The organism is Thermococcus alcaliphilus (assembly GCF_024054535.1).
Lineage (GTDB): Archaea > Methanobacteriota_B > Thermococci > Thermococcales > Thermococcaceae > Thermococcus_A > Thermococcus_A alcaliphilus.
The window spans coordinates 232858-254013 of sequence record NZ_JAMXLV010000021.1; the positions used below are offsets into that span (position 1 = coordinate 232858).

Annotated in this window: 23 protein-coding genes; 11 read left to right on the forward strand and 12 right to left on the reverse strand. The window is 43.7% G+C overall.

Going from position 1 to position 21156, the window contains the following annotated elements:
• Complete coding sequence (locus tag NF859_RS07845; RefSeq protein ID WP_252743731.1) at positions 1–1701, forward strand: P-loop NTPase family protein; 1701 nt, start codon at positions 1–3, stop codon at positions 1699–1701.
• 2 nt (positions 1702–1703) lie between these two features.
• On the opposite strand, the gene NF859_RS07850 is transcribed toward NF859_RS07845, so the two are convergent.
• Entirely contained in the window at positions 1704–2624 is a 921-nt protein-coding gene (locus NF859_RS07850; RefSeq protein WP_252743732.1) for a hypothetical protein, read from the reverse strand.
• Between the two features lie 51 nt (positions 2625–2675).
• Between NF859_RS07850 and NF859_RS07855 the strand changes: the two genes are divergently transcribed.
• Entirely contained in the window at positions 2676–3509 is an 834-nt protein-coding gene (locus tag NF859_RS07855; RefSeq protein ID WP_252743733.1) for a rhomboid family protein, read from the forward strand.
• On the opposite strand, the gene NF859_RS07860 is transcribed toward NF859_RS07855, so the two are convergent.
• Both NF859_RS07860 and NF859_RS07865 read right to left on the reverse strand, forming a co-directional pair.
• A complete protein-coding gene (locus NF859_RS07860) occupies positions 3499–4164 on the reverse strand; it encodes a Kae1-associated kinase Bud32 (protein WP_252743734.1) in 666 nt (221 codons plus the stop codon). The two genes, NF859_RS07855 and NF859_RS07860, sit on opposite strands and share 11 nt — an antisense overlap.
• A 5-nt stretch (positions 4165–4169) precedes the next feature.
• Positions 4170–4484 (reverse strand): hypothetical protein, encoded by a 315-nt coding sequence (locus tag NF859_RS07865; protein ID WP_252743735.1) that lies wholly within the window; start codon positions 4482–4484, stop codon positions 4170–4172.
• Between the two features lie 118 nt (positions 4485–4602).
• On the opposite strand from NF859_RS07865, the gene NF859_RS07870 reads away from it, so the two are divergent.
• From NF859_RS07870 to NF859_RS07880, 3 genes are read left to right on the forward strand one after another with little or no spacing between them, the layout of a single operon-like run.
• Entirely contained in the window at positions 4603–5277 is a 675-nt protein-coding gene (locus NF859_RS07870; protein WP_252743736.1) for a hypothetical protein, read from the forward strand.
• On the forward strand, positions 5267–5977 hold the full coding sequence (locus NF859_RS07875; RefSeq protein WP_252743737.1) for a hypothetical protein: 711 nt from the start codon (positions 5267–5269) through the stop codon (positions 5975–5977). The genes NF859_RS07870 and NF859_RS07875 overlap by 11 nt, the downstream gene beginning before the upstream one ends.
• A complete protein-coding gene (locus tag NF859_RS07880) occupies positions 5970–6362 on the forward strand; it encodes a hypothetical protein (protein WP_252743738.1) in 393 nt (130 codons plus the stop codon). The genes NF859_RS07875 and NF859_RS07880 overlap by 8 nt, the downstream gene beginning before the upstream one ends.
• Here NF859_RS07880 and NF859_RS07885 read toward each other — a convergent pair whose 3' ends face one another.
• On the reverse strand, positions 6363–7004 hold the full coding sequence (locus NF859_RS07885; RefSeq protein WP_252743739.1) for a YigZ family protein: 642 nt from the start codon (positions 7002–7004) through the stop codon (positions 6363–6365). It lies immediately after the preceding gene.
• A gap of 186 nt (positions 7005–7190) precedes the next feature.
• Between NF859_RS07885 and thsB the strand changes: the two genes are divergently transcribed.
• Positions 7191–8837 carry a thermosome subunit beta gene (gene thsB / locus NF859_RS07890; RefSeq protein ID WP_435371999.1) on the forward strand — a complete coding sequence of 549 codons (1647 nt, stop codon included), beginning with the start codon at positions 7191–7193 and terminating at the stop codon, positions 8835–8837.
• A gap of 79 nt (positions 8838–8916) precedes the next feature.
• On the opposite strand, the gene NF859_RS07895 is transcribed toward thsB, so the two are convergent.
• The 7 genes from NF859_RS07895 to NF859_RS07925 form a co-directional block, all read right to left on the reverse strand.
• A complete protein-coding gene (locus NF859_RS07895) occupies positions 8917–10050 on the reverse strand; it encodes a sodium ion-translocating decarboxylase subunit beta (RefSeq protein ID WP_252743741.1) in 1134 nt (377 codons plus the stop codon).
• Between the two features lie 6 nt (positions 10051–10056).
• Positions 10057–10530, reverse strand: a complete 474-nt coding sequence (locus NF859_RS07900) for an acetyl-CoA carboxylase biotin carboxyl carrier protein subunit (protein WP_252743742.1) — start codon at positions 10528–10530, stop codon at positions 10057–10059.
• A 2-nt stretch (positions 10531–10532) separates the two neighbouring features.
• Positions 10533–10913 (reverse strand): OadG family protein, encoded by a 381-nt coding sequence (locus tag NF859_RS07905; RefSeq protein ID WP_004069449.1) that lies wholly within the window; start codon positions 10911–10913, stop codon positions 10533–10535.
• 10 nt (positions 10914–10923) lie between these two features.
• Positions 10924–12492 carry a carboxyl transferase domain-containing protein gene (locus tag NF859_RS07910; protein ID WP_252743743.1) on the reverse strand — a complete coding sequence of 523 codons (1569 nt, stop codon included), beginning with the start codon at positions 12490–12492 and terminating at the stop codon, positions 10924–10926.
• Positions 12493–12615: 123 nt separating this feature from the next.
• Positions 12616–13038 carry a translation initiation factor IF-2 subunit beta gene (locus tag NF859_RS07915; protein WP_004069445.1) on the reverse strand — a complete coding sequence of 141 codons (423 nt, stop codon included), beginning with the start codon at positions 13036–13038 and terminating at the stop codon, positions 12616–12618.
• Positions 13039–13083: 45 nt separating this feature from the next.
• Positions 13084–16548: an LAGLIDADG family homing endonuclease gene (locus tag NF859_RS07920; RefSeq protein WP_252743744.1), complete on the reverse strand. Its 3465-nt coding sequence runs from the start codon at positions 16546–16548 to the stop codon at positions 13084–13086.
• The gene (locus NF859_RS07925; protein ID WP_252743745.1) at positions 16548–17042 is read right to left on the reverse strand and encodes a hypothetical protein; all 495 of its coding nucleotides are present in this window, start codon (positions 17040–17042) and stop codon (positions 16548–16550) included. The genes NF859_RS07920 and NF859_RS07925 overlap by 1 nt, the downstream gene beginning before the upstream one ends.
• A gap of 112 nt (positions 17043–17154) precedes the next feature.
• Here NF859_RS07925 and NF859_RS07930 point away from each other — a divergent pair, with 112 nt between their 5' ends.
• The 5 genes from NF859_RS07930 to NF859_RS07950 are packed head-to-tail and all read left to right on the forward strand — an operon-like array spanning position 17155 to position 20645.
• Positions 17155–17667 carry a metallophosphoesterase gene (locus tag NF859_RS07930; RefSeq protein WP_252743746.1) on the forward strand — a complete coding sequence of 171 codons (513 nt, stop codon included), beginning with the start codon at positions 17155–17157 and terminating at the stop codon, positions 17665–17667.
• Between the two features lie 35 nt (positions 17668–17702).
• Entirely contained in the window at positions 17703–18842 is a 1140-nt protein-coding gene (locus NF859_RS07935) for a hypothetical protein (RefSeq protein ID WP_252743747.1), read from the forward strand.
• On the forward strand, positions 18829–19881 hold the full coding sequence (gene rtcA, locus NF859_RS07940; RefSeq protein ID WP_252743772.1) for an RNA 3'-terminal phosphate cyclase: 1053 nt from the start codon (positions 18829–18831) through the stop codon (positions 19879–19881). The genes NF859_RS07935 and rtcA overlap by 14 nt, the downstream gene beginning before the upstream one ends.
• A gap of 46 nt (positions 19882–19927) precedes the next feature.
• Positions 19928–20176 carry a UPF0175 family protein gene (locus NF859_RS07945; protein ID WP_004069430.1) on the forward strand — a complete coding sequence of 83 codons (249 nt, stop codon included), beginning with the start codon at positions 19928–19930 and terminating at the stop codon, positions 20174–20176.
• Positions 20166–20645, forward strand: coding sequence for a PIN domain-containing protein (locus NF859_RS07950; protein ID WP_252743748.1), 480 nt, complete (start codon positions 20166–20168; stop codon positions 20643–20645). The genes NF859_RS07945 and NF859_RS07950 overlap by 11 nt, the downstream gene beginning before the upstream one ends.
• A gap of 2 nt (positions 20646–20647) precedes the next feature.
• Here the strand turns inward: NF859_RS07950 and NF859_RS07955 are convergent, their stop codons facing one another.
• Positions 20648–21019 carry a hypothetical protein gene (locus tag NF859_RS07955; protein ID WP_225807462.1) on the reverse strand — a complete coding sequence of 124 codons (372 nt, stop codon included), beginning with the start codon at positions 21017–21019 and terminating at the stop codon, positions 20648–20650.
• Positions 21020–21156 lie beyond the last annotated feature (137 nt).

Genomic DNA, 21156 nt, shown 5'->3' on the forward strand with positions numbered 1-21156 from the left:
ATGAAGCTCAACAGTGAAGCGAAGGAAATATACAAGGCTATAAAAAATGAGATAAAAAGGAGAATCCAGCTCAGAGAAAGTCTAGCATACCTTGAGAAATTTTCGCTAACAAACAACAGAGAGGAAATATTAAGAAGACAGAGGTATCTGAAGGAAAATCTTCCGAAAATCAGCGAAGAGCTAAAGCCTCTCCTTTCAAAGATAAGACCCATAAGGTTTAGAAGGGAATATCTCCACGACAGGCTTCTTGTAGTCAGTGAAGAGGAATTCGAGAAGGCAAAAGCCCTTAACATATGTGACGTCTCTCTAGAGCCAGAAGAAGGCTATGACCTGTTACTGAGTACAGTTGATTATGGCATTGATGTTGAACTTTCCATCAGCGAAATAGCTCCCGAGCTCTATATAATGCCCCTGTGGGAAAATCGGGAAACGCTTAAAGCTCTTGCCAGCATAGGGAGACTTCTAAACTCTCCTTCCGTTGCAGAGGAAATTTTGACAGAGCTAAGAAGACTTGAAAAAGTTGTGAAGAGGAGAGAGATTTTAGAGAACTTAGACGAAATACTTCGGAGAGAAGAGCAGAGAGTAAACACAAAGATTGAAGAGATGCTAAAGGAATTTAGCCTAACCCTGAGCGGAAAGGAACTTTTGGAGTTCTTAAAAGAACTAAAGAGCGGAAATTATCAGGCGATATTCTCCCACTTCTCCCAGGTTGAGAACGAAATCCTGAGGGAGATAAGGAAAAGCGAAGAAAGACTTAGTAAACTGCTTAATCTTGACGTGGAGGTGTTTTCGAGAGATAACCTGTACCCAGTGGAAGTTTCTCCAGAGACTGTTGAACTCCTGAGGACAGAGCTCGAAAAAGAAACAAAGATTGAGATGTATTTAGTGAGCAGAGAAATCCTGAGGAAAATAAAGCCACTACTCCCGAAACTGAAAGAAGAGCTTCAAAAAGCTTATGAACTGGAATTCTTGAGGGCTGTGAAAGAATTTACCGAAAGCTTTGTCTTTCCAGAAATTGCCACCGGAGGGATAGCTTTCATAAATGGAAGGCACCTCTTTATAGAAAACCCACAGCCGGTCAGCTACGTCGTTGGGAACGTTGCGAGCTTTGACGGCACAAGAGGAGAAAAGGTTGTGATTTTAACTGGAGCTAACAGCGGTGGAAAGACCTCTCTGCTCGAACTCATCACCCAGATAGCTCTCCTCACCCACATGGGGCTTCCAGTTCCTGCGGAAAAAGCATGGGTTGAGCCATTAGATGAGCTTTTCTTCTTCAGAAGGAAGCGCTCTTCCTACGGAGCCGGCGCTTTTGAAACCGCCTTAAAGGCTTTTGCCCGCGCTCTCACAAAAGAAGGCAAAAAGCTGATCCTCATAGACGAGTTTGAGGCGATAACGGAACCCGGCGCTGCAGTGAAGATTATTGGGGAGCTCCTTAAGGTAGCCCACGAAAAGGGGTTTTACGTCGTTATCGTCTCTCACTTAGGAGAAGACCTAAAGAGAGAGCTGTCCTTTGCGAGGGTTGATGGAATAGAGGCAGAAGGCTTGGATGAGAACCTCAACTTGATAGTAGATAGACAGCCCAAGTTTGGAAAGCTTGGAAAGAGCACTCCAGAGCTTATAGTGGAGAGGCTGGCAAAGAAAAAGCGCGGAAAAGAGAAGGAAATCTTCGAGAGGGTTTGGAGAGCGTTTAGGGAGAGCTAAGGTTAATGACCATATAGTGTTCTAGACTGTTCTCTATATTTTTGGGCTTTTATGTAGAGGTAATGGCGGAATAACGTCAGATATATGGCACCAAACAGAGAAATAATTAGAACTATGTGAAGTGTTTTTGGGGTATGAAGCATTGTTTGAATTATTCCATAAATTAGCTCGTTTTTACATGGGCTCATATCTTGGACGCCAAACACTGCTAAAAACCAATATACAAGCAAAGTACCTGTACTAATACCCCACAACAAAGCGGTTAACTTAACTGCTTTAGTAAATTTCCAGAACTTCCAGAGTAGAAGTAGTCCAAAGAAAAAGATGGCAATAGATACTATAATCAATGAACTCCAGAGGCCAAGCCATTCTGGTCTTCTATTCAATAGTTCCAATAGATTGTTCAATAATCCCAACAGTTTACATGCTATCCACAGGGTAAAAACTAATCCAGAGGGGAGCCCAAGTATAAACCATCTACGTTGCTCTTTAAATGTAAGATTGGGCAAATTAACAGGCTTAGTGAAGTTTCCGAAAAAGAGAAGCCCTACTATAATTGCTATTAGTATGAGAGAAAGAAACGAGAAAAGCCAAAAAACTGCTGTATCATAATTAACGATTCCGGAGAACAGTGTTATGACCAATGTCTGAAACATTAGTACAAAGCTCACATCTCTGGCAGCCTCGAGAACTATGTAATCATTAGTTAAAAACCACATGGCAAACAGGAATATCATTGAAAGAGAAACGTATGCCGGTAAAATGCTGTATACAAACAAAGAATTTTCTGGATCTGAGTCAGCTATCACCGAAGCAAACAACAGCAGAATTGAGCCCACAGTAGCAGCTAAGGAATTTATATTATCAGAAGGCTCTCGTTTCCATCGCCTTATTTTTTCTTGAATCCAACTCATCCCAATCAAATTATTAAATTTACAAACATCCTTAAAAACTTTCGTAACTTAATATTAATCATGAATATCACAAAAGAAAGAACGCTCTTTGTCGTAGTGTTCACAGGGATAATCTCCTTACTTCTCCTGCTTTATCTGGCACCGTTATCACTCAAAGAAAAGCTTGTAATGAATTATCGGGAGTTCTCGTTTTCAAATTTCCATGACTGGATTAGGCTGTACACACTTCACTTTGTCCATATGGATTTTTGGCACTTACTTGGGAATCTTTTTACATTTATCCTGATATTTCCTGTTGTATACCTCTTATCCGAAGCGGGAATGAGCACAGATGCCTTTAAACGCTTTTTAGGGTTTCTGTTTCTCGTTATTCCCCCCATGATGAGCATTCTGGATTTGTTGGTTATGAGACGGTACAACCTTAGATACGGGATGGGATTTTCAGGGATAGACTCAGCCCTGCTTGGAGCGTTTCCATATTTTTCTTCTCTCGTACTTCAGGAGAGATTTAAACTCAAAATCTCACCTATGATGTTTTCGAACTCCTTTATCTTGATTGTAGGCGGATTGATATCGCTCATATATTCCATCTTTTTGGTAGCAGTTCCACTGATTTTAGGCGGGGTCTTATTGCTCATGTACACTGTATCAAAAGCCCTCAAAGAGTCAGAAATTCAACACTCCCAACAGAAAAAAGCTATCTGGAACTTCATTCTGGCAATTGTCATTATGATGGTAGGAGGGAGTATCGGAGCATTTCCTCGGACTCTTGTGGGGAACTCAGGCTTGGTTAATATATTTGTCCACTATCTCGGCTTTGCAAGCACATTATACGGCTTCCCACTGTTGGAGGAAGTGTTCAAAAATAGGAAGAAACTCAAAGCTAACCCTTAATCCAACCTCTCTCCCTGTATCGTCCTCTGCTTTCGATTTCGTCCAGCTTTGCCTCAACTTCCTTCCTCTTCTCTGAACCCCTAATCTCCTCATAACCGTTCAGAACTTCTTCAAAACCTCTCTCAAACCACTTGTAATGCGTGCTCTCCATGGCCCTCCTGAGGAGATGCAGATCAACGCCTTGAGCCTCAAGAGATGAGTCGAACTCCGCAAGGCCGAAGTCGATAAAGTAAATTTTCCCTTCCCTCAGAATCATGTTTGAGGTTGTTAGATCCCCATGAACTACTCCAGCTTCGTGGAGCTTACCTATCTGTCTGCCGATTTCCCTGCAGAGTTTCAAGCGCTCTTCTATGGGGACTGCTTCGAGGTATTCCTTTAGCCTATCTCCCGCTATGTACTCCATGACTATTTTCATATCTTTTAGGTCAACCTCGTAAACGTAGGGAACATTAACCTCAAACTCCTTCGCTCTGTGCAGAATCCTCGCTTCCCTTACAGTTCTCTCTTTTCTAAGCTTTTCATCTATCTCCTTTATGCGGTAACGCTTTGGAATGCGGTGTTTTATGATAACCTTCTCCTCATCAAATGGGAAATACAACTCCCCAAAATCTGCCAGATAAATCTTTGCCTCCGCGCCCTGCTTTATCAGCTTCATGTGCTTCACCCATTTATCTCAAGTGCCTGAATGACACTATGAGCATCTTCAAACACAAGCCTGATAGAGATAACGTCTTCAATTTTTAGCACTAACAAGGCATTTCCTTCTTTAAGTACCAACTTGGCCTCATCAATCTCATTTTCCTCAAGTTTTTTCATGGCATATTTAAGCTTTTCATCTTTACTCTCGAGCATATCATCTAGAAGAGATGCTCTGTTTTCTATTTCAATGTCCAACAGTTTGTAGTCTGAAACCTTCTCTAAGAATTCCTTGAGTTTTTTAACTTCTTTAATGGGATAGATTCTAAGATCTTCCATATTCACAGCACCACTTGTATTTGTCTTGTAAGTGTATTAAAGTTTCTCGAACATTTGGCAAAAGGTTTAAATACTATGTCAACTTACATTGGTTGACAAGAATTCAATGGTGAAGTGAATGAAAGTTGAGGGCGCATGGCCCATAACCCCTCTAGGAGTTTCAAGGATTTTTGTAATATTGGGATATTCTCTAATGATTGCGAGTTTAATTCTTCAAGTCCACGTTGGAGAACTTGTTTGGGTCGGAGTTACCCTTCTTGTACTCTCTGGGGGAAGGGGTATAGAGATTAAAGAAGATGGGCTTGTTTTAAAATATCTTTTCTGGAAGGTTAAGATACCTTTTGAGGAAATCAAAGAGGTAATGCTTGCGAATGAGCTCAGAGAGGCCAAATTATTTAGATACAACTGGAAAGATGCAGGACTTGTAGTGTTGCTCTTTATTATAACCCTCATTAAAGCCCCATGGAGAGAATTCCCTCTCCTTTTTCTCTGGATTTTTGTCATTTATGTTGCTTATTTCTTGTATCTCTTTGTTCCAATCTATAAAATTTGGGAAGACTTCGGGAAAATCTTTTTGGGTATTGTAGTGCTGCTTCCCATATTCTCCGCCTTAGTTGGTGAAAACCCAGTTCTTGGAGTATTTCTTGGGATTGTATTTCTCGTGTTTACCGTTTTCTGGACAAGATTCGACTACATAATTGTCAATACTGTGGGAAAAGATAGTATTGTAATAGGATGCCCTGATGGAAAAAAAGCTATCAAAATGTTTATGGGTGTTAAAAATGAAGCTTGAAGGGGTCAGGCCTTCGAACTTTAGTGGTATTCCATTGCTGATAGCCATTCTCTCTTTTGTTCTAATACTAGGAGCCATGGAGCTCTCCTATTGGTGGATGTGGACAGTTGGGTGGATTCTTATTTTTGCTTCATGGGGAGTATCGGCTAAAATTGAAAATAAAACCCTGATTCTCAAATATGCCTTCGGATTGTTGCCCATAAAGCTCAAAGGAGAAGACATCGAGGAAGTCTTAGTTTTGAACAGACTGGAAAAGGGTGTTCTTCTGAGGCATTTTCCCGGAATTGGAATGGCCTATATGGGTGTACTTGTATATGCATTATATCGTTATTTTGCACTTCCGGAAAACCTTCTGCCGGGCTATTATGTGGGAGTTGTTGCACTCATTGTATTCTCGAGCTCTATACTAATTTCAATAGCGGTACCCCTTGGAAAAACCTCTCATAAACTTCTCATAACAGCAGCTATTTCTATCGCTGGTGCATCTCTTTTATGGATTAAGAGCTCTGAAGTCGAATTGATCCCAACGATACCCTTCTTCTTAATTGTGATGGCTCTTTGGATAGTGTATGACATGGATACTGAAGATTATATTGTCCTGAAAACAAAGAAAGGTAAATACCTCTTAACCTCTAATGCTCCGAGAGATAAAGTGGAAAAAGCAATTAAAGGAATTATGGAGGTTTTAATCGATGATTAAGCTCCCGGAAAGCATGGAGAGAATCTGGAGTATGAGAGCCAAAGGAATGAGGGAAATAGAAATAGCAGAGAGTCTTGGAATTTCCAGGCAGGCCGTGAACAAAGCTTTGAAAGAGGCTAAAGCTAAGCTATTTGAGGCATTCTTTTCCTTGGCTGAGACATTTTCGTGGGAAATCGTGAGAGTAAACGCTGAAAAGGGTTTTATGGTTGCAAGAGGGAGATGTGGTGGTAAAACAATAAGGATTTACGCATTCTACCTGCCAGAGAAGGGGATAAGGGCATTTTTTGGCAATGAAATTCCAGAATTTATTCTTCAACACGCTTTGGAGTTTGGAATCATTAAAAAACTAGACAAGAAGGAGCTGATAAATGCCTTGGAGAGATGACTAGTCCATTTTCTTCCTAATTCCTCTCCCAAAATCTAAGAACTCCCTTATTTTTGCTTTTCCTTTGGTGGTCTCGATAAGGTATTTTATAAGCTCCTCTTTTTTCTCTGGCAAAACTCCAGCCACAAATTTGACTTCGACATTGAATTCCCTCTCAAAGATATCTGCCTCGAATCTTTCAAGCGCCTTTTCAACTGCGTTGTAAAGGTTGTATGGAAAAACTATTTCAATGGGCTCCTTTTTGATAACCTCTATTATTCCCGCTTTTTCAAGGGCTTCACTTGCCGTTTCACTATATGCCTTTATCAATCCACCATAGCCAAGCTTTGTTCCGCCAAAATACCTCGTTACAACGACCACAACGTTTTCCAGACCCTTGTATTCAAGAACCTTAAAAACCGGCTTTCCGGCGCTTCCCCTCGGCTCTCCATCGTCATCATAGTGAACAAGAAGTGTATTGCCCTCTCTAACCCTATAAGCAGAAACATTGTGCGTCGCATCCGAGTGGGCTTCCTTAACCTTTCTAATGAACTCTTTAGCCTCTTTCTCTGATTTTACGGGCATAGCATAGCCGATAAAGAGAGAATCCACGTAGACTTTTTCAACCTTTTCAAATCCCCTAACTGTCTTGTAGCCCTCCATGAAAGGGAATAGAAAACGTTCTTTAAGAATCTTTTGCGCTTCTGTTCTTTGTGGTTTGGACAAAACTTTAGCTTATTTGTTGCCTATTGTTCAAATTTTTTCGTTAAATTCAGCCTTTTAAGTAGAAACTTTTTTATAGAGCACTAACGAAAGGCTCTTGTTTAACAAATGGAGGTAATTGAAATGATGGTAGGACAAGGTGGACAGCCTGTTGTTATTCTTCCCGAAGGAACCCAGAGATACGTTGGAAGAGACGCCCAGAGATTGAACATTTTGGCAGCTAGAGTCATAGCAGAGACCGTAAGAACTACCCTTGGTCCAAAGGGTATGGATAAAATGCTTGTCGACAGCCTTGGTGACATAGTCATCACAAACGACGGTGCAACGATTTTGGAGCAAATTGATGTCCAGCACCCAGCCGCCAAGATGATTATTGAAATTGCAAAGACCCAAGACAAGGAAGCTGGAGATGGAACAACTTCAGCCGTTGTAATCGCGGGAGAACTCTTAGCAAAGGCTGAAGAGCTTTTAGACCAAAACATCCACCCGAGCATAATTATTAAGGGTTACACCCTTGCAGCCGAGAAGGCTCAAGAGATACTTGACAGTATGGCAATCTCAGTTGAACCAGACAACGAGGAAATCCTCACAAAAATAGCCTCAACTTCAATAACCGGTAAGAACGCTGAGAGCCACAAAGAGCTTTTGGCAAAGCTTGCCGTTGAGGCAGTTAAGCAGGTTGCCGAAAAGATTAACGGGACATACACGGTGGACATTGACAACATCAAGCTTGAGAAGAAGGAGGGTGGAAGCGTAAGGGACACTCAACTCATCAAGGGTGTCGTTATCGACAAGGAGAGAGTCCACCCAAGAATGCCAAAGAAAGTTGAAAACGCAAAAATAGCCCTCATAAACGATGCCCTCGAGGTTAAAAAGACCGAAACAGATGCAAAGATAAACATTACGAGCCCAGACCAGCTCTATGCGTTCCTCGAGCAGGAGGAAAAGATGCTCCAAGAGATGGTGGAGCAAATAGCGGCAACAGGTGCTAATGTCCTCTTCTGCCAGAAGGGAATTGACGACTTAGCACAACACTACCTCGCAAAGCACGGTATCTTGGCAGTAAGGAGAGTTAAGAAGAGCGATATGGAGAAGCTTGCCAAGGCAACAGGTGCAAAAATCGTCACAAACGTTAAAGACTTAACAAGCGAAGACCTCGGCTATGCTGAGCTTGTTGAGGAGAGGAAAGTCGCTGGCGAAAACATGATATTCGTTGAGGGCTGCAAGAATCCAAAGGCAGTTACAATCCTCATTAGGGGTGGAACGGAGCACGTTGTCGACGAAGTCGAGAGAGCTCTCGAAGATGCCATCAAAGTCGTCAAGGACGTCATGGAAGACGGTGCAATCTTGCCAGGAGGAGGAGCTACAGAAATTGAGCTCAGCATTAGACTCGATGAGTTCGCAAAGCAAGTAGGTGGAAAGGAACAGCTTGCAGTTGAGGCATTTGCTGAAGCTTTGAAAATCATTCCAAAGACCCTTGCAGAAAATGCTGGACTTGACACAATAGACGTCCTCGTTAAGGCCATAAGCGAGCACAAGAACAAAGGAAAAGCAATTGGTGTTGATGTCTTTGCCGGAGAACCAGCTGACATGCTTGAGAGAGGTGTCATCGAGCCAGCTAGGGTTAAGAGGCAAGCCATAAAGAGCGCAAGTGAAGTTGCAATAATGATCCTTAGAATCGACGATGTCATCGCAGCAAAGCTTTCAAAGGGCGAAGGTAAAGGTGGAGAAGGAGAAATGGGTGGAATGGGCGGAATGCCCGGCATGATGTGATTCTCTTCTTAATTTTTACTTTTCTCCTCAATTAAGCCTAAAAACAGAACTTAGAAAATTTCTAATAAAAAAGAAGAGATCACCCAAGTACCGAGAGCAGAACTCCAGCAGCGACTGCAGTTCCTATAACTCCAGCAACGTTTGGTCCCATTGCATGCATTAGTATGAAGTTTCCGGGATCTTCCTTTGCGGCAAGCTTTTGAACAACCCTAGCACTCATTGGAACTGCTGAAACACCGGCAGCACCGATCATTGGGTTTATCCTTCCACCGCTAAGCTTCATCATGAGCTTACCCAACAATACACCACCAGCCGTTGCTGAAGCAAAAGCTATGACACCAAGGAGAAGGATTTTTATAGTGCTCAAAGTTAGAAAGCTCTCTGCCTGCATTGTTGATCCAACCCCAAGCCCAAGGAAAATCGTGACGATGTTCATTAGCTCTTCTCTTGCAGCTTTGCTAAGTCTTTCAACAACACCGCTTTCTCTGAAAAGGTTGCCGATCATGAGCATTCCAACCAAAGGAGCTGCTGAAGGTACAAGGAGGCCGATGATTATCATTGAAGCTATTGGGAAAATAACCTTCTCCCTCTTTGAAACCGGCCTTAGCTGTTCCATTCTGATTTTTCTCTCCTCTGGAGTTGTTAGGGCTTTAATAACTGGAGGCTGAATTATTGGGACGAGGCTCATGTAGGAATAAGCAGCCACTGCAGTCGCACCAAGTAAATGGGGAGCGAGCTTAGTGGTTAGATAAATTGTCGTTGGTCCATCGGCACCACCAATGATACCAATAGATGCTGCCTCTTGTAGGTTAAAACCTAAGGCTACTGCAGTAAGCATTGCAATGAAGACACCAATCTGAGCCGCTGCACCAAGCAGTGCAGTCTTTGGATCGGCGATCATTGGACCAAAATCCGTCATTGCCCCTAGACCAAAGAATATTAGCAATGGCACAACCTCTGTGTCAATAAGGTAGTGCTTAATTAGGAAGAACAGCCCCGGATGCTCTGGATCGGCACTCAAAATGCCAGTTAATGGGAGATTCACTAGTACGGCACTTATTCCAATCGGGAGCAACAACAATGGCTCCATCTCATACCTTATGGCCAAATACATCAGGATGAAGCCAACAATTATCATTATCACGTTCCCTATTGTTAGATGAAAGAGACCTATGTTGGCAAAGAAGTCAAGTATTGCTTGCTCAATTCCCATTCTCCATCACCCTAGTTCTATTAGTGGTTGGCCAGTGTCGACGGTGTCTCCTTCCTTGACAAGAATCCTCTTGACGACTCCATCCTTTGGTGAGGGAATCTCATTCTCCATCTTCATAGCCTCTAAAATAAGCAACCCCTGACCAACCCTAACCTGATCACCCTCCCTAACCAAAACCCTAAGAATCTTACCAGGCATAGGCGCAGAAACCACATTCTCACCAGCCACCGAAGCTGGAGCTGAAGGAACCCCAACCGGAGCAGAAGCTGCTGGAGCTGGCGCAGGAGTAGCGACAGGAGCACCAACCTGAACAGGAGCTGCCGAAGGAGCTTGAAGGGCTCCCATTGAAATTCCAAGATCCTTTGCTTCAACTTCGTAACTTTCTCCCTCAAAGCTAACTTTGAACTTTCCTCCACCGAGTTCTTCAACCTCAACCTCATAAGGAACGCCATCAACAATGACCTTAACTTTACCTTTCATCCTCACCATGCCCCCATTTCGTAGTTAAAGTTTTCAACCTCCTCAACCTGAGATTGAATACCATACAAACGCCAAGCATCGGAAGGTTTCTTTTTAAACGGCAAAGGTCTAAGTTGAGCGTTCTTCTCTGCTATGTAAGCCAAAATCGCAGCAGTGATCACTGCAAGTTTCTTTGGTTCAATTGAAGGCTTCTCCTCAACAACTACCTTCTCTTCCTTAGGCAAGGGCTTAACTTCCACAGGCTTTTCTCTCTCAATCAAAACTCTTTCAAGGTATCCTATTCCGTACATTGCCAGGGCTAGTATTGAGAGCACTAGGAAAACTACCGTAACGCCCAAAATGGTAATATAAAGACCCTCAAGGAAAAACTCCCAAGTAACCATTTTTCGCACCTCACAATGGTATATTGCCGTGCTTCTTTGGTGGAAGCTTTACACGCTTGCTTTCTAAAGCCTCCAACGCCATAATTATCTTTCCTCTAGTTTCCGCTGGGTCTATGACATCATCTATGTAGCCTCTGCTTGCGGCAACATATGGGTTAGCAAACTTCTCTCTGTACTCCCTTATCTTTTCTTGTCTAACTGCTTCTGGATTTTCTGCTTTGGCGATCTCCTTCCTAAAGATGATATTTGCCGCTCCTTCCGGTCCCATAACGGCTATCTCAGCCGTTGGCCAAGCGAAGACAAAATCTGCACCAAGGTGTTTGCTTCCCATGGCCAGATAAGCTCCACCATAAGCCTTCCTCAAGATTACTGTGACCATTGGGACTGTTGCCTCTGAATAAGCATAGAGCACCTTCGCACCGTGCCTTATGATTCCACCGTATTCTTGCTGAACTCCCGGCAAGTAACCGGGAACGTCAACTAAAGTTACTATTGGGATGTTGAAGGCGTCACAAGTCCTGACAAAGCGTGCAATCTTGTCGGAGCTGTCTATATCAAGAACTCCCGCTAAGTGAATTGGGTTGTTTGCCACAATTCCAACCGTTTGTCCGTTCATTCTTCCAAAGCCTACAACGGCATTTGGAGCAAAGTAGGGAAGTATCTCAAGGAAGTCTGGATTTCCGTTGGCATCTCTATCAACAATCTCATAGATGACCTGCCTCACATCGTAACCTTTGTTGGGATCATCTGGGACTATCTCATAGAGCTTCTCGCTTTTTCTAAACGGTGGGTCGTTAGTTGGATATCTAGGCGGCTTCTCCATGTTGTTTGATGGGAGGTAGCTTACCAATCTTCTTATAAGCATTAAAACTTCTTCGTCACTCTTTCCTATTAAATGAGCCTGTCCACTCTTTTGGGCATGAACCATTGCACCACCAAGCTGAATTGGAGAAACTTCCACACCAGTGACTGCCTTTACTACTTGGGGACCAGTAATGAACATGAAGCTTGCAGGGTTGTCAACCATAAGGATAAAATCGCCTATTGCCGGGCTGTATACGGCTCCTCCGGCACATGGGCCCATAATAGCTGTAATCTGTGGGACTACTCCACTAAGAACAGTGTTCATCTTGAATATCTCACCGTAGCCCTTGAGCGAGTCAACACCCTCCTGAATCCTTGCCCCACCGGAGTCGTTGAGTCCTATCACTGGTGCTCCTGCCTCTAAAGCCAGCTCCATGATGCGCTTTATCTTTGCCGCGTGCATTTCTCCAAGAGAACCGCCCATAACGGTGAAATCTTGAGCATAAACGAAGACCAATCTGCCGTCGATCGTTCCATAGCCGGTGATAACTCCATCTGCTGGTAGTTCCATCTTGTCAAGGCCAAACTCTGTGTTTCTGTGCTTAACGAACATCCCTATCTCTACAAAACTTCCAGGATCAAGGAGTTTTTCGATTCTTTCTCTCGCTGTAAGCTTTCCTTTTTCATGCTGCTTTGCTACCTTCTCCTCTCCACCCATCTTCAGAATTTTCTCCTTCTTTTCATAGAGTTCCTTCACTTTTTCCTCCATGCTCATAAGAGTTGCCCCCATAACCATTGGTTAACTAATTTGTAGTTTGTAAACCCCTTTAAAAGGATTTTCATAGCCATAAAATGCTCAGAAGAGTACATGTACACAAACAAAAGAGTGAAAAAGGGCTCAGAGATGGGCTATTGGGGTTTCAGCACCACAGGCTTCACACTTCAAGAAGTGGAAGCGGTCTCTCTTGATGATCTTTGTGTCCGGTGAGCCACACACAGGGCATATGACATACTCTTTGAGGTATTTCTTCATTTTGTTTGCTATGAGATACGGTGTAAAACGCCCCTGTAGGACAGCTCTTCTTCCTTCCAAGACACCCGCAGTAGCGACTTCCCTCAAGATAAACTTAAGCAGATGATTTGGATCTCTGTTCATGGCCTCCGCGATATCCCTGAAGTTCTCGATTATAGTTTTGTTGCCTTCGATTGTTACCACTGCAGCAGGAACCTCAAATCTTGATTCGTGATGCTTAACATTCTCTGGAAGTTCTTCATACGCTTTTTCCAAAAGCTTCTCATAATCATAATAATCGTACTCCATTTTTCTCACCTCGCTATAGGTTCTATCTTCGCCTTATTAACCTTTTCACAAAACCTTGTAATACCCCGAACGAGGTTCATATATCATCGAATTGGCTTTGAGTTCTTCTAATATTTTCTCAACCTCACTCTTTCCTATCCCGTATTTGCTAGCCTCTTTTATTATTTCTTCCCTTGGGGCTCCGTAATCTTCTAAGTCTTGGAGTTCTTTTATTATGCCGAGAATCCTGTCCATCTTGTTGATCTTCTTTGATGATTTTCCGACCTCCAAGATGCTAACGTCAATGTTTCCTTCTTCATCCATTGCCGTCTTCCTTAGCGTATATTCCATAAGCTCAATTGCAGCTCTGGCGTCTTCTTTTGTGACAATCTCACTGAGCCTCATTTTTGCATGGGCTTCGCTGAGCCTTATGAGAGCCTCAAGTTGTCTTGCGGTAATTGGGATCGGTTTAATCCCTTCTTCACTACCTCCTCTCCCTATTGTCCTTCTCATTTTAACGTAGTAGCGCTTGATTTCTTCCATTGCCTCTTTACTGAGCACTGGTTTGATGTTCTTTCTTGCATAGGCTATGTACTTTTTGAGAAGCTCATGCGGTATCTTTGGAGCAACTGCCTCTGCCTCACCCTTCCTGACCTTAAGTATGTGCTCAGCTATCTCAGAATCGAGTTTTTCATCAGGTTCATCAAGAAGAACAAATATGAGGTCAAACCTGCTTAGGAGTGTTGGAGGCAAATCCACTTGCTCCGGAAGGGATTTCATCCTGTTAAACCTTCCATATTTAGGATTAGCCGCGGCTATAACCGTAGTTCTTGCATTCAGTGTTGCTGTAATTCCCGCCTTTGATATACTAACAGTTTGCTGCTCAAGGGCTTCGTGTATGGAACTCCTATCCCTGTCGCTCATCTTGTCTATCTCGTCAATGAGTGCAATTCCCATATCGGCTAAAACAAGAACCCCAGCCTCCAAAACCCAAGAGCCGGTTAATTCATCGCGCACTGCGGCGGCAGTAAGGCCGGCGGCGCTTGAGCTCTTCCCACTAGTATAGATAGCCCTCGGCGCTAAATTCGCCACATAACGGAGTATCTGGCTATTATGAACAAAGATATCGTTAGCTATGAAGTTATGATGCTCGGGAACCTGAAGGTCATATACCCACGGATGCTCCGGCTTGTACTCCTCTATCTCTTCTATCCTGTCCCAGAAGATGTCGGAACTGGCAAGGAGCTTGAGGACTTTAACCTCCTCTGAATTGGGTAAATGTGTTTCGAGGGTTCTGGCTATAACCCCAAGCTTTTCTCTGCTGGGCAACCTATCCCCCCGCTCGTAATGCAAATATGTGGAACGATTTACCCCCATTTCCTTTTGAGTGAGCCCAGCGCTCTTTCTAAGTTCTTTGAGAAGAGTGCTAACGCCAGGAACGACATCAACATTCGTGTTTGATTTGATATTCTGAGTCACTTTCTTAAGAACTTCCATCTTTCTCTGGAGCCCGAATCCGATGATGTCTCTGAACTTTACTGCGTCTTCCCCGGTTATAAAAAGCCGATAGTATGTCTTTTTCTCACCCATCTTTCCATTTGTTGCTCTACTCACGGTTTCATGGAGCTGAGACTTAACACCGAACCGCAGTAACAGGTGTTGTATACCCTTGGCGAGCTCTTTTGACGCAGAGACAACCGTTATCTTCGGCCTTCTTTTATCAACGGTTCCCTCGGCATCAAAGTACCCTCTGAGGAAGGCTTTTATATCCACATCCCGGGCACTAAACAGTTGAGGTGGAACCCTTTTCTCTGCAGAATTGCCGGAGATTTTAAGCCATTCAAGAAGACTGTAAAGTTCAACGCTGGATGCATAAACCTCGTGTGCAGTCTTTCCTTTGTGAGGACTTCTCACAGTTGGATTAAGACCAACCTTGATTAGATATCTGCGAACCTTTTCTATGAGCTCTTCATTGTTGTTAGTGAAGTAAAGAGTCGCACTACCGCCTCTTTTTTGGGTGTGCCCCTCTCCTGCAACCAATCCAATAATGTACCAGAACTCTTCGTCTGCGAACTCTGGAAGTACTAGCCTGCTTTTTGCAGTCTTTGGTTTTTGAATGGGTGCCTTACTGAAGCTTACTGGTTTCCCATTTGCAGGAATAACCCTTGGAACTGCAATGAGATCTCCCACTTTTAGCTCTTCCGCTTTTCTTGTCTTGAAGGTTCCTTCATCAAAGACAAAGAAAGGATGTGTTGGTGTTACCTTTATTTCCCTTCCGCTCGCCGTCTTTATCCTGAACATTCTCTGTGGAGCGGTTCTCTTCCAAGCAATGTCTGCCCTAACTTTCCTCACCTTCAGCGTTGAAGCGTCGAGGGCGTAGATTTCGAGATCTATGGGTGCATAGTAGCCATCGTCAACGACACCAAGGGTTCCGCGTTGTTTTGCTTTTTCTATGGCTCCATCAACGAGCTCTCCGATCGGTCTAATGCTCCCATCCGACAGCACAACTTCTGTATTGTAGTCAACACACTTAGCTACTCCAGGATCTCCTACAAGTAGAACGTGGCTCTCTCCTCTTAGCCTTGTCCCATCTGGGAGTTGTTTCGTGTTTCCTCCAAATAACGCGAGAGCAATTCCGAGTTTTTCCTTTTTCATTCCATAAATAGCAGGAGCGATAGAGTCAACTATTACATCGACAATATCCTTCCTTTTTGCAAGCTCCTTAATTTTCTGCTCATCCTCCGGAGTTATTTCGAGCTCTTCTATTTCCTTGCTTAACTGCTCCACATAGTTTGCTTCTATTATCTTTCGGAATATTGGTCTCTTATCCCTCTGCTCTAAAACAACTCTCAAAATTCCGGTTATAACCACTCTATCTCCCGGAAGGGCAATATCCACAAGGTCGTCAAGCAAAATTACGTCAACAAAACGGGGCATTTGTCCACCTTTAAGGCTTTCAGGCCTGTCTTGGAGTCTAAAGCTCTGAAAGTTTAGAAAAGTGCTCTTATCAACGTCAAGCTCAACGTTCCTGCTTCCACAGGCTTCACATTTGTTGGGCTTGATTAAATTCGCATACGGTTTTTGAAGTCTCACCATCTCATGTCCGCAATCTTTGCAGATGTAAACCGCCCTGGAAACGAAGGGCTTTACCTCGGTCATCCTTGTTATTATTCCCTCCACCTGGATGAATTTGTTTATATGCTCACTCCCAAGCTCCTTCACAAGGTAGCTCTTCGGCAGACCATGAAAACGGGCATGAATTAGAAAAGGCTCCTTCCTAAAGAAATCCTCCTGCAGGATTATTTGGATAGCATCTTCAGCCGCAAGGATAACTTCTTCGGGATTGTCTATAAGCTCTCCAGCGAGTTCGGGATCAAAGGCGTTTAAATGTTCCCAGTTTATCGCAATATATCTCCTAGGGACAACTGTCAGCACATCCCTTATTTCATCTAAATAAACCTTGTTCCCGCTATCATCCGTATACTCTCTAAGAAACTTCACAAATCTCTCTATCATCTCCTCTTTGTCCATCACTTCTCACCCAACCACTCATTTCTAATTTGAGATATCTGGAGGTATATCCTTCTTTCCTCCAATGAAAGTCTGCTTAGGATCTCCAAGCTCCCGGGTCTGAACATTATTGCGTTGATTATCTTATTAAAGCGGAGCCTTTTGAGATATTGGTACTTTCTCTTTAAGTTGGAGAGCTTGGTCATTTTGGCATTTAAAATTTCTATATCCACATCGGTCTTGGTTTTTACATAATTTTCAAGGTAATAAATATAGAACTCAGCCCTTTCATACAGTCCCTCTGGAATTGAAGTTATCGGCTCGCTGTTTTTTTCTTCGTTTATAACCTTCTCAAGCTCGCGGATGATTTTCTCACTCTCATCTATAATCTCCACTATGCCTCTTTCCCAAAGCTCTTTGGCTTTCCAATCTTCAATCAACGGGGTATCCCCAGCTTTCCAGCTCCCAAATGATTTTAACACCTTAACCGGAATCAATGCCCTCCCAACCAGCATTACCTTTCACCCTCTCATCGTATAGATTGTTGATGAACTGAAGTTCTTAAGCTTTAGCCCACCGAAGATAAAAATATAAACTCCTCATCCTTGACTATACAGAGGTGATCGTATGCTGATAGGAATAATGAGCGACACTCATGACAATCTCCCGGCTATAGCAAGGGCTGTTAAGCTATTTAACGAGGAAAGCGTTGATCTTGTGCTTCATGCAGGCGATTATGTGGCGCCTTTTGTCAAAAGAGAACTTTCAAAACTAAATGCACCGTTAAAGGGTGTTTTTGGCAACAACGATGGAGAAAGAGAAGGTCTCAAAAAAGCGATTGGGGTAGAGGATGAAATAATAGAGCTCGAACTGGATGGGCTTAAGATAGTTCTCCTTCACGGCACAAATGAAAAGGTAGTTGAGGCATTTATAAGGAGCCAGCTTTATGACGTTGTGATAAGGGGGCATACTCATAAGTATGAGATAAGGGAAACCGGGAGAAGCATAGTTCTTAATCCGGGCGAGGTCTGTGGGTACGTCAGTGGAATAAAGAGTGTTGCATTTCTGGACACGAGAAAGAGAGAAATAAGAATAGTAAACCTTGACACAGGGGAGCCACTTGGCTTCATGAGCCTTTGAAAAAGGATATAAAACCAAAAAGCGAAGAAAGAATCATGGAGACCGATCTGCTTACACCTAAAGAAAGATACAGTGGAGTAGTTTTTATTGGGGTTAGAAAAAATGGCGAGGTAGAGTTCATAAAAGTCTATGCAGAGAATGAAGAACTAGCCAAGGATATCCTGGAGAGGTTTCTATACGAAAAGGGAATCCACCCCTCAGATTTTGTCGTGGTGGATAAGGGGTATGAGAATGTTGAAGGGAAAGAGATAATAAGCACGCGAACTGAAAGCGAGCTTTCTTCTTTTCTTGGCCGTCTCGGGTTAAGACTTCTATCAAACGGAATCCTCTACCTTCAGGGAAAGAAGGAGATTTACCAGATAACATCACTTAGCAAAGATCTTCTAAGGGAGATAAAAGCTAAAGAAAACTTAAAAGAAGAACCGGTTAGACTTGGACTCAAAAACCTAAACCTCCCGCCGAGATTTATCGAAAAGCTCAAAGCTCTGGAGCTTATGGAAGACACGCTGGTGATAAACCATGCAGAACTCCCCCTTTCAGAGGTTTTGAAAGAAGCCATCAAGGGAGCCGTTAAAATTCCAGAAGTCCTTGAACTTGGCTCGCTAAAACTTCGGCTTTTTGATAGCGAGCTCCATGAAGTAATAAAGAGAGGAAAAGAGCTCCTAATAAAACCCCCAGTAGTGGTTTGGGACAGCTATGTGGATTCTTTGGAAGATTTTGAAGCGGGTGAAATTGGAGATAGGATTTACAGAGCTCCCATGTTCTTAAAAGCCCACAAGGGATTTCTAATACTCCGAGAGCCTCCCGAGGAACTTGTTGAAAAACTCATAAGGATTAAGGAAAAAGGGAGTGCAAAGATTAAGGGCTTCAAGGTTCCCGTGGAGTTCACGCTGATAGTGGAAAGCAAAAATGAAAAGTATGACCTGCCTGTGAAGATAAGGCTACCATATTTAAGCCAAGAAGAATTCAAGGAACTCCTAGAGGGAAAGACTGGAGTAAAAGTGTCGGATGAAGTGGTAGAGAAAATACCCAAAGAGAAAAGAACTTTCAGAACCGCTTCAACTCTCTCAAAGCTCTTCAAGAGGCTTAAGGAGAAAAAGCTCAACGCAAGGCCAGAAGAACTTTTAAATGAAGCGCTTGTACTGTTTCTTGGTGAGGAGAATGAAGGTCATTGATGGGAGCTATGGAGAGGGTGGAGGACAAATATTGAGGACTGCACTTGCCCTTTCAGTCATCACGGGAGAGGCTGTTAAGATAATAAACATCCGTGCTAAGAGACCAAAACCCGGACTAAGGCCCCAGCACCTATACGGCGTTTTAGCTCTCAAGGAACTTTCAAATGGAGAAGTAAGGGGAGCGAGAGAAGGTTCAACCGAGCTGGAGTTTTATCCCCAAGGCATAAAAACAAAACACATTAGGGTACCAATAAAAACTGCCGGCAGCATAACACTTGTTCTTCAAGCCCTTCTGCCAGCGATGGTCTTTGCAGATAGCGAGGTAACTTTTGAGATAACCGGAGGAACTGACGTCCCCTGGAGCCCGCCGGTTGATTACCTCAAGCACGTAACCCTCTACGCCCTCGAAAAGCTCGGCGTTAGGGTGGAGCTAGAAATAAAAAGGAGAGGCCACTATCCGAGAGGTGGAGGTTTGGTTGTTGGTAAAGCGTATCCATGGGAAGAAAAGAAGCCGCTGGTTGCTACAAAGTTCAAAGAAATTCACAGCTTTGAAGGGATAAGCCACGCTGTAAGGTTGCCTTCCCACGTCGCTATAAGACAGGCAAAAGCTGCAAGAGAAGTCCTTGGGAGGGCTTACCCTTCTGTGCCGGTGAAGATTAAGGAGGAGTACTATGAAGCTGGGAAAGACCCCCACCTGGGGCCAGGGAGCGGAATCGTCGTATGGGTGAATACAGATGTTCTCCGCTTGGGAGGGGATGCCCTTGGGGAGAGAGGCAAACCAGCAGAGGTCGTGGGAAGAGAAGCCGCAACTGAACTTTTAGAGCAATTAAAGACAGGACATGCAGTAGATAAGTTCCTTGGTGACCAGCTCATACCATTTTTAGCCTTTGCAGGAGGAGAGATATGGGTGAGTGAAATCACGAAGCACCTCCTCACAAATATCTGGGTCGTGGAGCAGTTTTTCGGAAAGGTCTTTGAGGTAGAGGGAAAACTCGGAAAGCCCGGGAAAGTGAAAGTTGTGAGAAAGGTTGGGGTCTAGCGAAGGTTTTAAATATTTTCCGCTACAATCATCAACCGGTGGGAAAATGGAAATAGTAATTCCAGAAGATATAATCACCGCAATGAAGCTTCCGAGAAAAGAAGTTGAGAGGGAGCTGAAAATTGATCTTGCGGTTATTTTATATCAGCGAGGAATTCTCTCCCTCGGAAAAGCTGCTAAGCTTGCGGGAGTAACCAAGAGAGAGTTCCTTGAGGAACTGGCCAAGAGGAAAGTCCCGAGGCACTACACGGAAAGGGAGCTTGAGGAGGACGTGGCATTTGCCCGTGGTGAGTGATTCAACTCCTCTGATTCATCTTGCCAAGATTGGCAGACTTGAGCTTCTCCGAGAGTTCTTTGGGGAAATAATTATCCCCGAGGCCGTTTATCGAGAGTGCGTCCTTGAAGGTGGCGAGAGCGAAGATGCAAGGGCAATTAAAAACGCCGGATGGATCAAGGTGGAGAAGATATCCGACGAGAGGTTAAAACGCACTCTCATGCTTGAACTAGATGAAGGTGAGAGCGAGACGATAGTTTTGGCACTTGAAAAGAACGCCGAGCTTATTTTGATCGACGACTACGATGGTCGAGAAGTAGCGAGGGTTCTGGGACTTAGAGTTGTGGGAACCATCGGTATTCTCCTCAGAGCGAAGTTCCAAGGAAGAATAGAAAGTCTCAAGGAGGAGCTTGAAAAGCTGAAAGCCACGGGCTTCTGGCTGAGCGAGGAGCTTTATGAAAAAGTTTTGAGAGAAGCGGGAGAGATTTAGAGTCACCTCTCCTTAGCTTTTTTCATTCCGGTTTCTACACCTTTGGCGATGGCTTCCTGGAGGAGTTTTTGTGTCTTGAAGAATCTGTATCTGCGATAGGAGAGAATCCCAACAACTAGGGAGGTAAACGCCGCAAGCCCATCAATGAATCCCAGGTAAATACTTCCAGAGAGGTAGTATGCCAAAGGATTAAAGAGAAATCCCATAGCCCACATGCCTAAGTAGGCTTTGTAGAGCTCCTCCGAGTCTTCAAGGGAGTCCCCCAAGATTGTGTTCTTTTTTCTCTGGACATCCCAGAACCCCACAAACACAATAATGGCGTAGGTTATTCCCATCAAATATCCAACTCCCGTAGAAATTGGGTCAGAGCCCATTTCCCTTCTCCCTCCGGATATTTATATATTTCCCTTCTCCCTCCGGATATTTATATATTTCCCTTCTCCCTCCGGATATTTATATATTTCCCTTCTCCCTCCGGACAGTTATATATTTCCCTTCTCCCTCCGGATGG

Bases quoted from the DNA above. Each gene is read 5' to 3' on its own strand.
- NF859_RS07845 (WP_252743731.1), top strand. From the start codon at position 1: ATGAAGCTCAACAGTGAAGCGAAGGAAATATACAAGGCTATAAAAAAT.
- NF859_RS07855 (WP_252743733.1), top strand. From the start codon at position 2,676: ATGAATATCACAAAAGAAAGAACGCTCTTTGTCGTAGTGTTCACAGGG.
- NF859_RS07860 (WP_252743734.1), bottom strand. From the start codon at position 4,164: ATGAAGCTGATAAAGCAGGGCGCGGAGGCAAAGATTTATCTGGCAGAT.
- NF859_RS07865 (WP_252743735.1), bottom strand. From the start codon at position 4,484: ATGGAAGATCTTAGAATCTATCCCATTAAAGAAGTTAAAAAACTCAAG.
- NF859_RS07870 (WP_252743736.1), top strand. From the start codon at position 4,603: ATGAAAGTTGAGGGCGCATGGCCCATAACCCCTCTAGGAGTTTCAAGG.
- NF859_RS07875 (WP_252743737.1), top strand. From the start codon at position 5,267: ATGAAGCTTGAAGGGGTCAGGCCTTCGAACTTTAGTGGTATTCCATTG.
- NF859_RS07880 (WP_252743738.1), top strand. From the start codon at position 5,970: ATGATTAAGCTCCCGGAAAGCATGGAGAGAATCTGGAGTATGAGAGCC.
- NF859_RS07885 (WP_252743739.1), bottom strand. From the start codon at position 7,004: ATGGAGGGCTACAAGACAGTTAGGGGATTTGAAAAGGTTGAAAAAGTC.
- thsB (WP_435371999.1), top strand. From the start codon at position 7,191: ATGGTAGGACAAGGTGGACAGCCTGTTGTTATTCTTCCCGAAGGAACC.
- NF859_RS07895 (WP_252743741.1), bottom strand. From the start codon at position 10,050: ATGGGAATTGAGCAAGCAATACTTGACTTCTTTGCCAACATAGGTCTC.
- NF859_RS07900 (WP_252743742.1), bottom strand. From the start codon at position 10,530: ATGAAAGGTAAAGTTAAGGTCATTGTTGATGGCGTTCCTTATGAGGTT.
- NF859_RS07905 (WP_004069449.1), bottom strand. From the start codon at position 10,913: ATGGTTACTTGGGAGTTTTTCCTTGAGGGTCTTTATATTACCATTTTG.
- NF859_RS07910 (WP_252743743.1), bottom strand. From the start codon at position 12,492: ATGAGCATGGAGGAAAAAGTGAAGGAACTCTATGAAAAGAAGGAGAAA.
- NF859_RS07915 (WP_004069445.1), bottom strand. From the start codon at position 13,038: ATGGAGTACGATTATTATGATTATGAGAAGCTTTTGGAAAAAGCGTAT.
- NF859_RS07920 (WP_252743744.1), bottom strand. From the start codon at position 16,548: ATGGACAAAGAGGAGATGATAGAGAGATTTGTGAAGTTTCTTAGAGAG.
- NF859_RS07925 (WP_252743745.1), bottom strand. From the start codon at position 17,042: ATGCTGGTTGGGAGGGCATTGATTCCGGTTAAGGTGTTAAAATCATTT.
- NF859_RS07930 (WP_252743746.1), top strand. From the start codon at position 17,155: ATGCTGATAGGAATAATGAGCGACACTCATGACAATCTCCCGGCTATA.
- NF859_RS07935 (WP_252743747.1), top strand. From the start codon at position 17,703: ATGGAGACCGATCTGCTTACACCTAAAGAAAGATACAGTGGAGTAGTT.
- rtcA (WP_252743772.1), top strand. From the start codon at position 18,829: ATGAAGGTCATTGATGGGAGCTATGGAGAGGGTGGAGGACAAATATTG.
- NF859_RS07945 (WP_004069430.1), top strand. From the start codon at position 19,928: ATGGAAATAGTAATTCCAGAAGATATAATCACCGCAATGAAGCTTCCG.
- NF859_RS07955 (WP_225807462.1), bottom strand. From the start codon at position 21,019: ATGGGCTCTGACCCAATTTCTACGGGAGTTGGATATTTGATGGGAATA.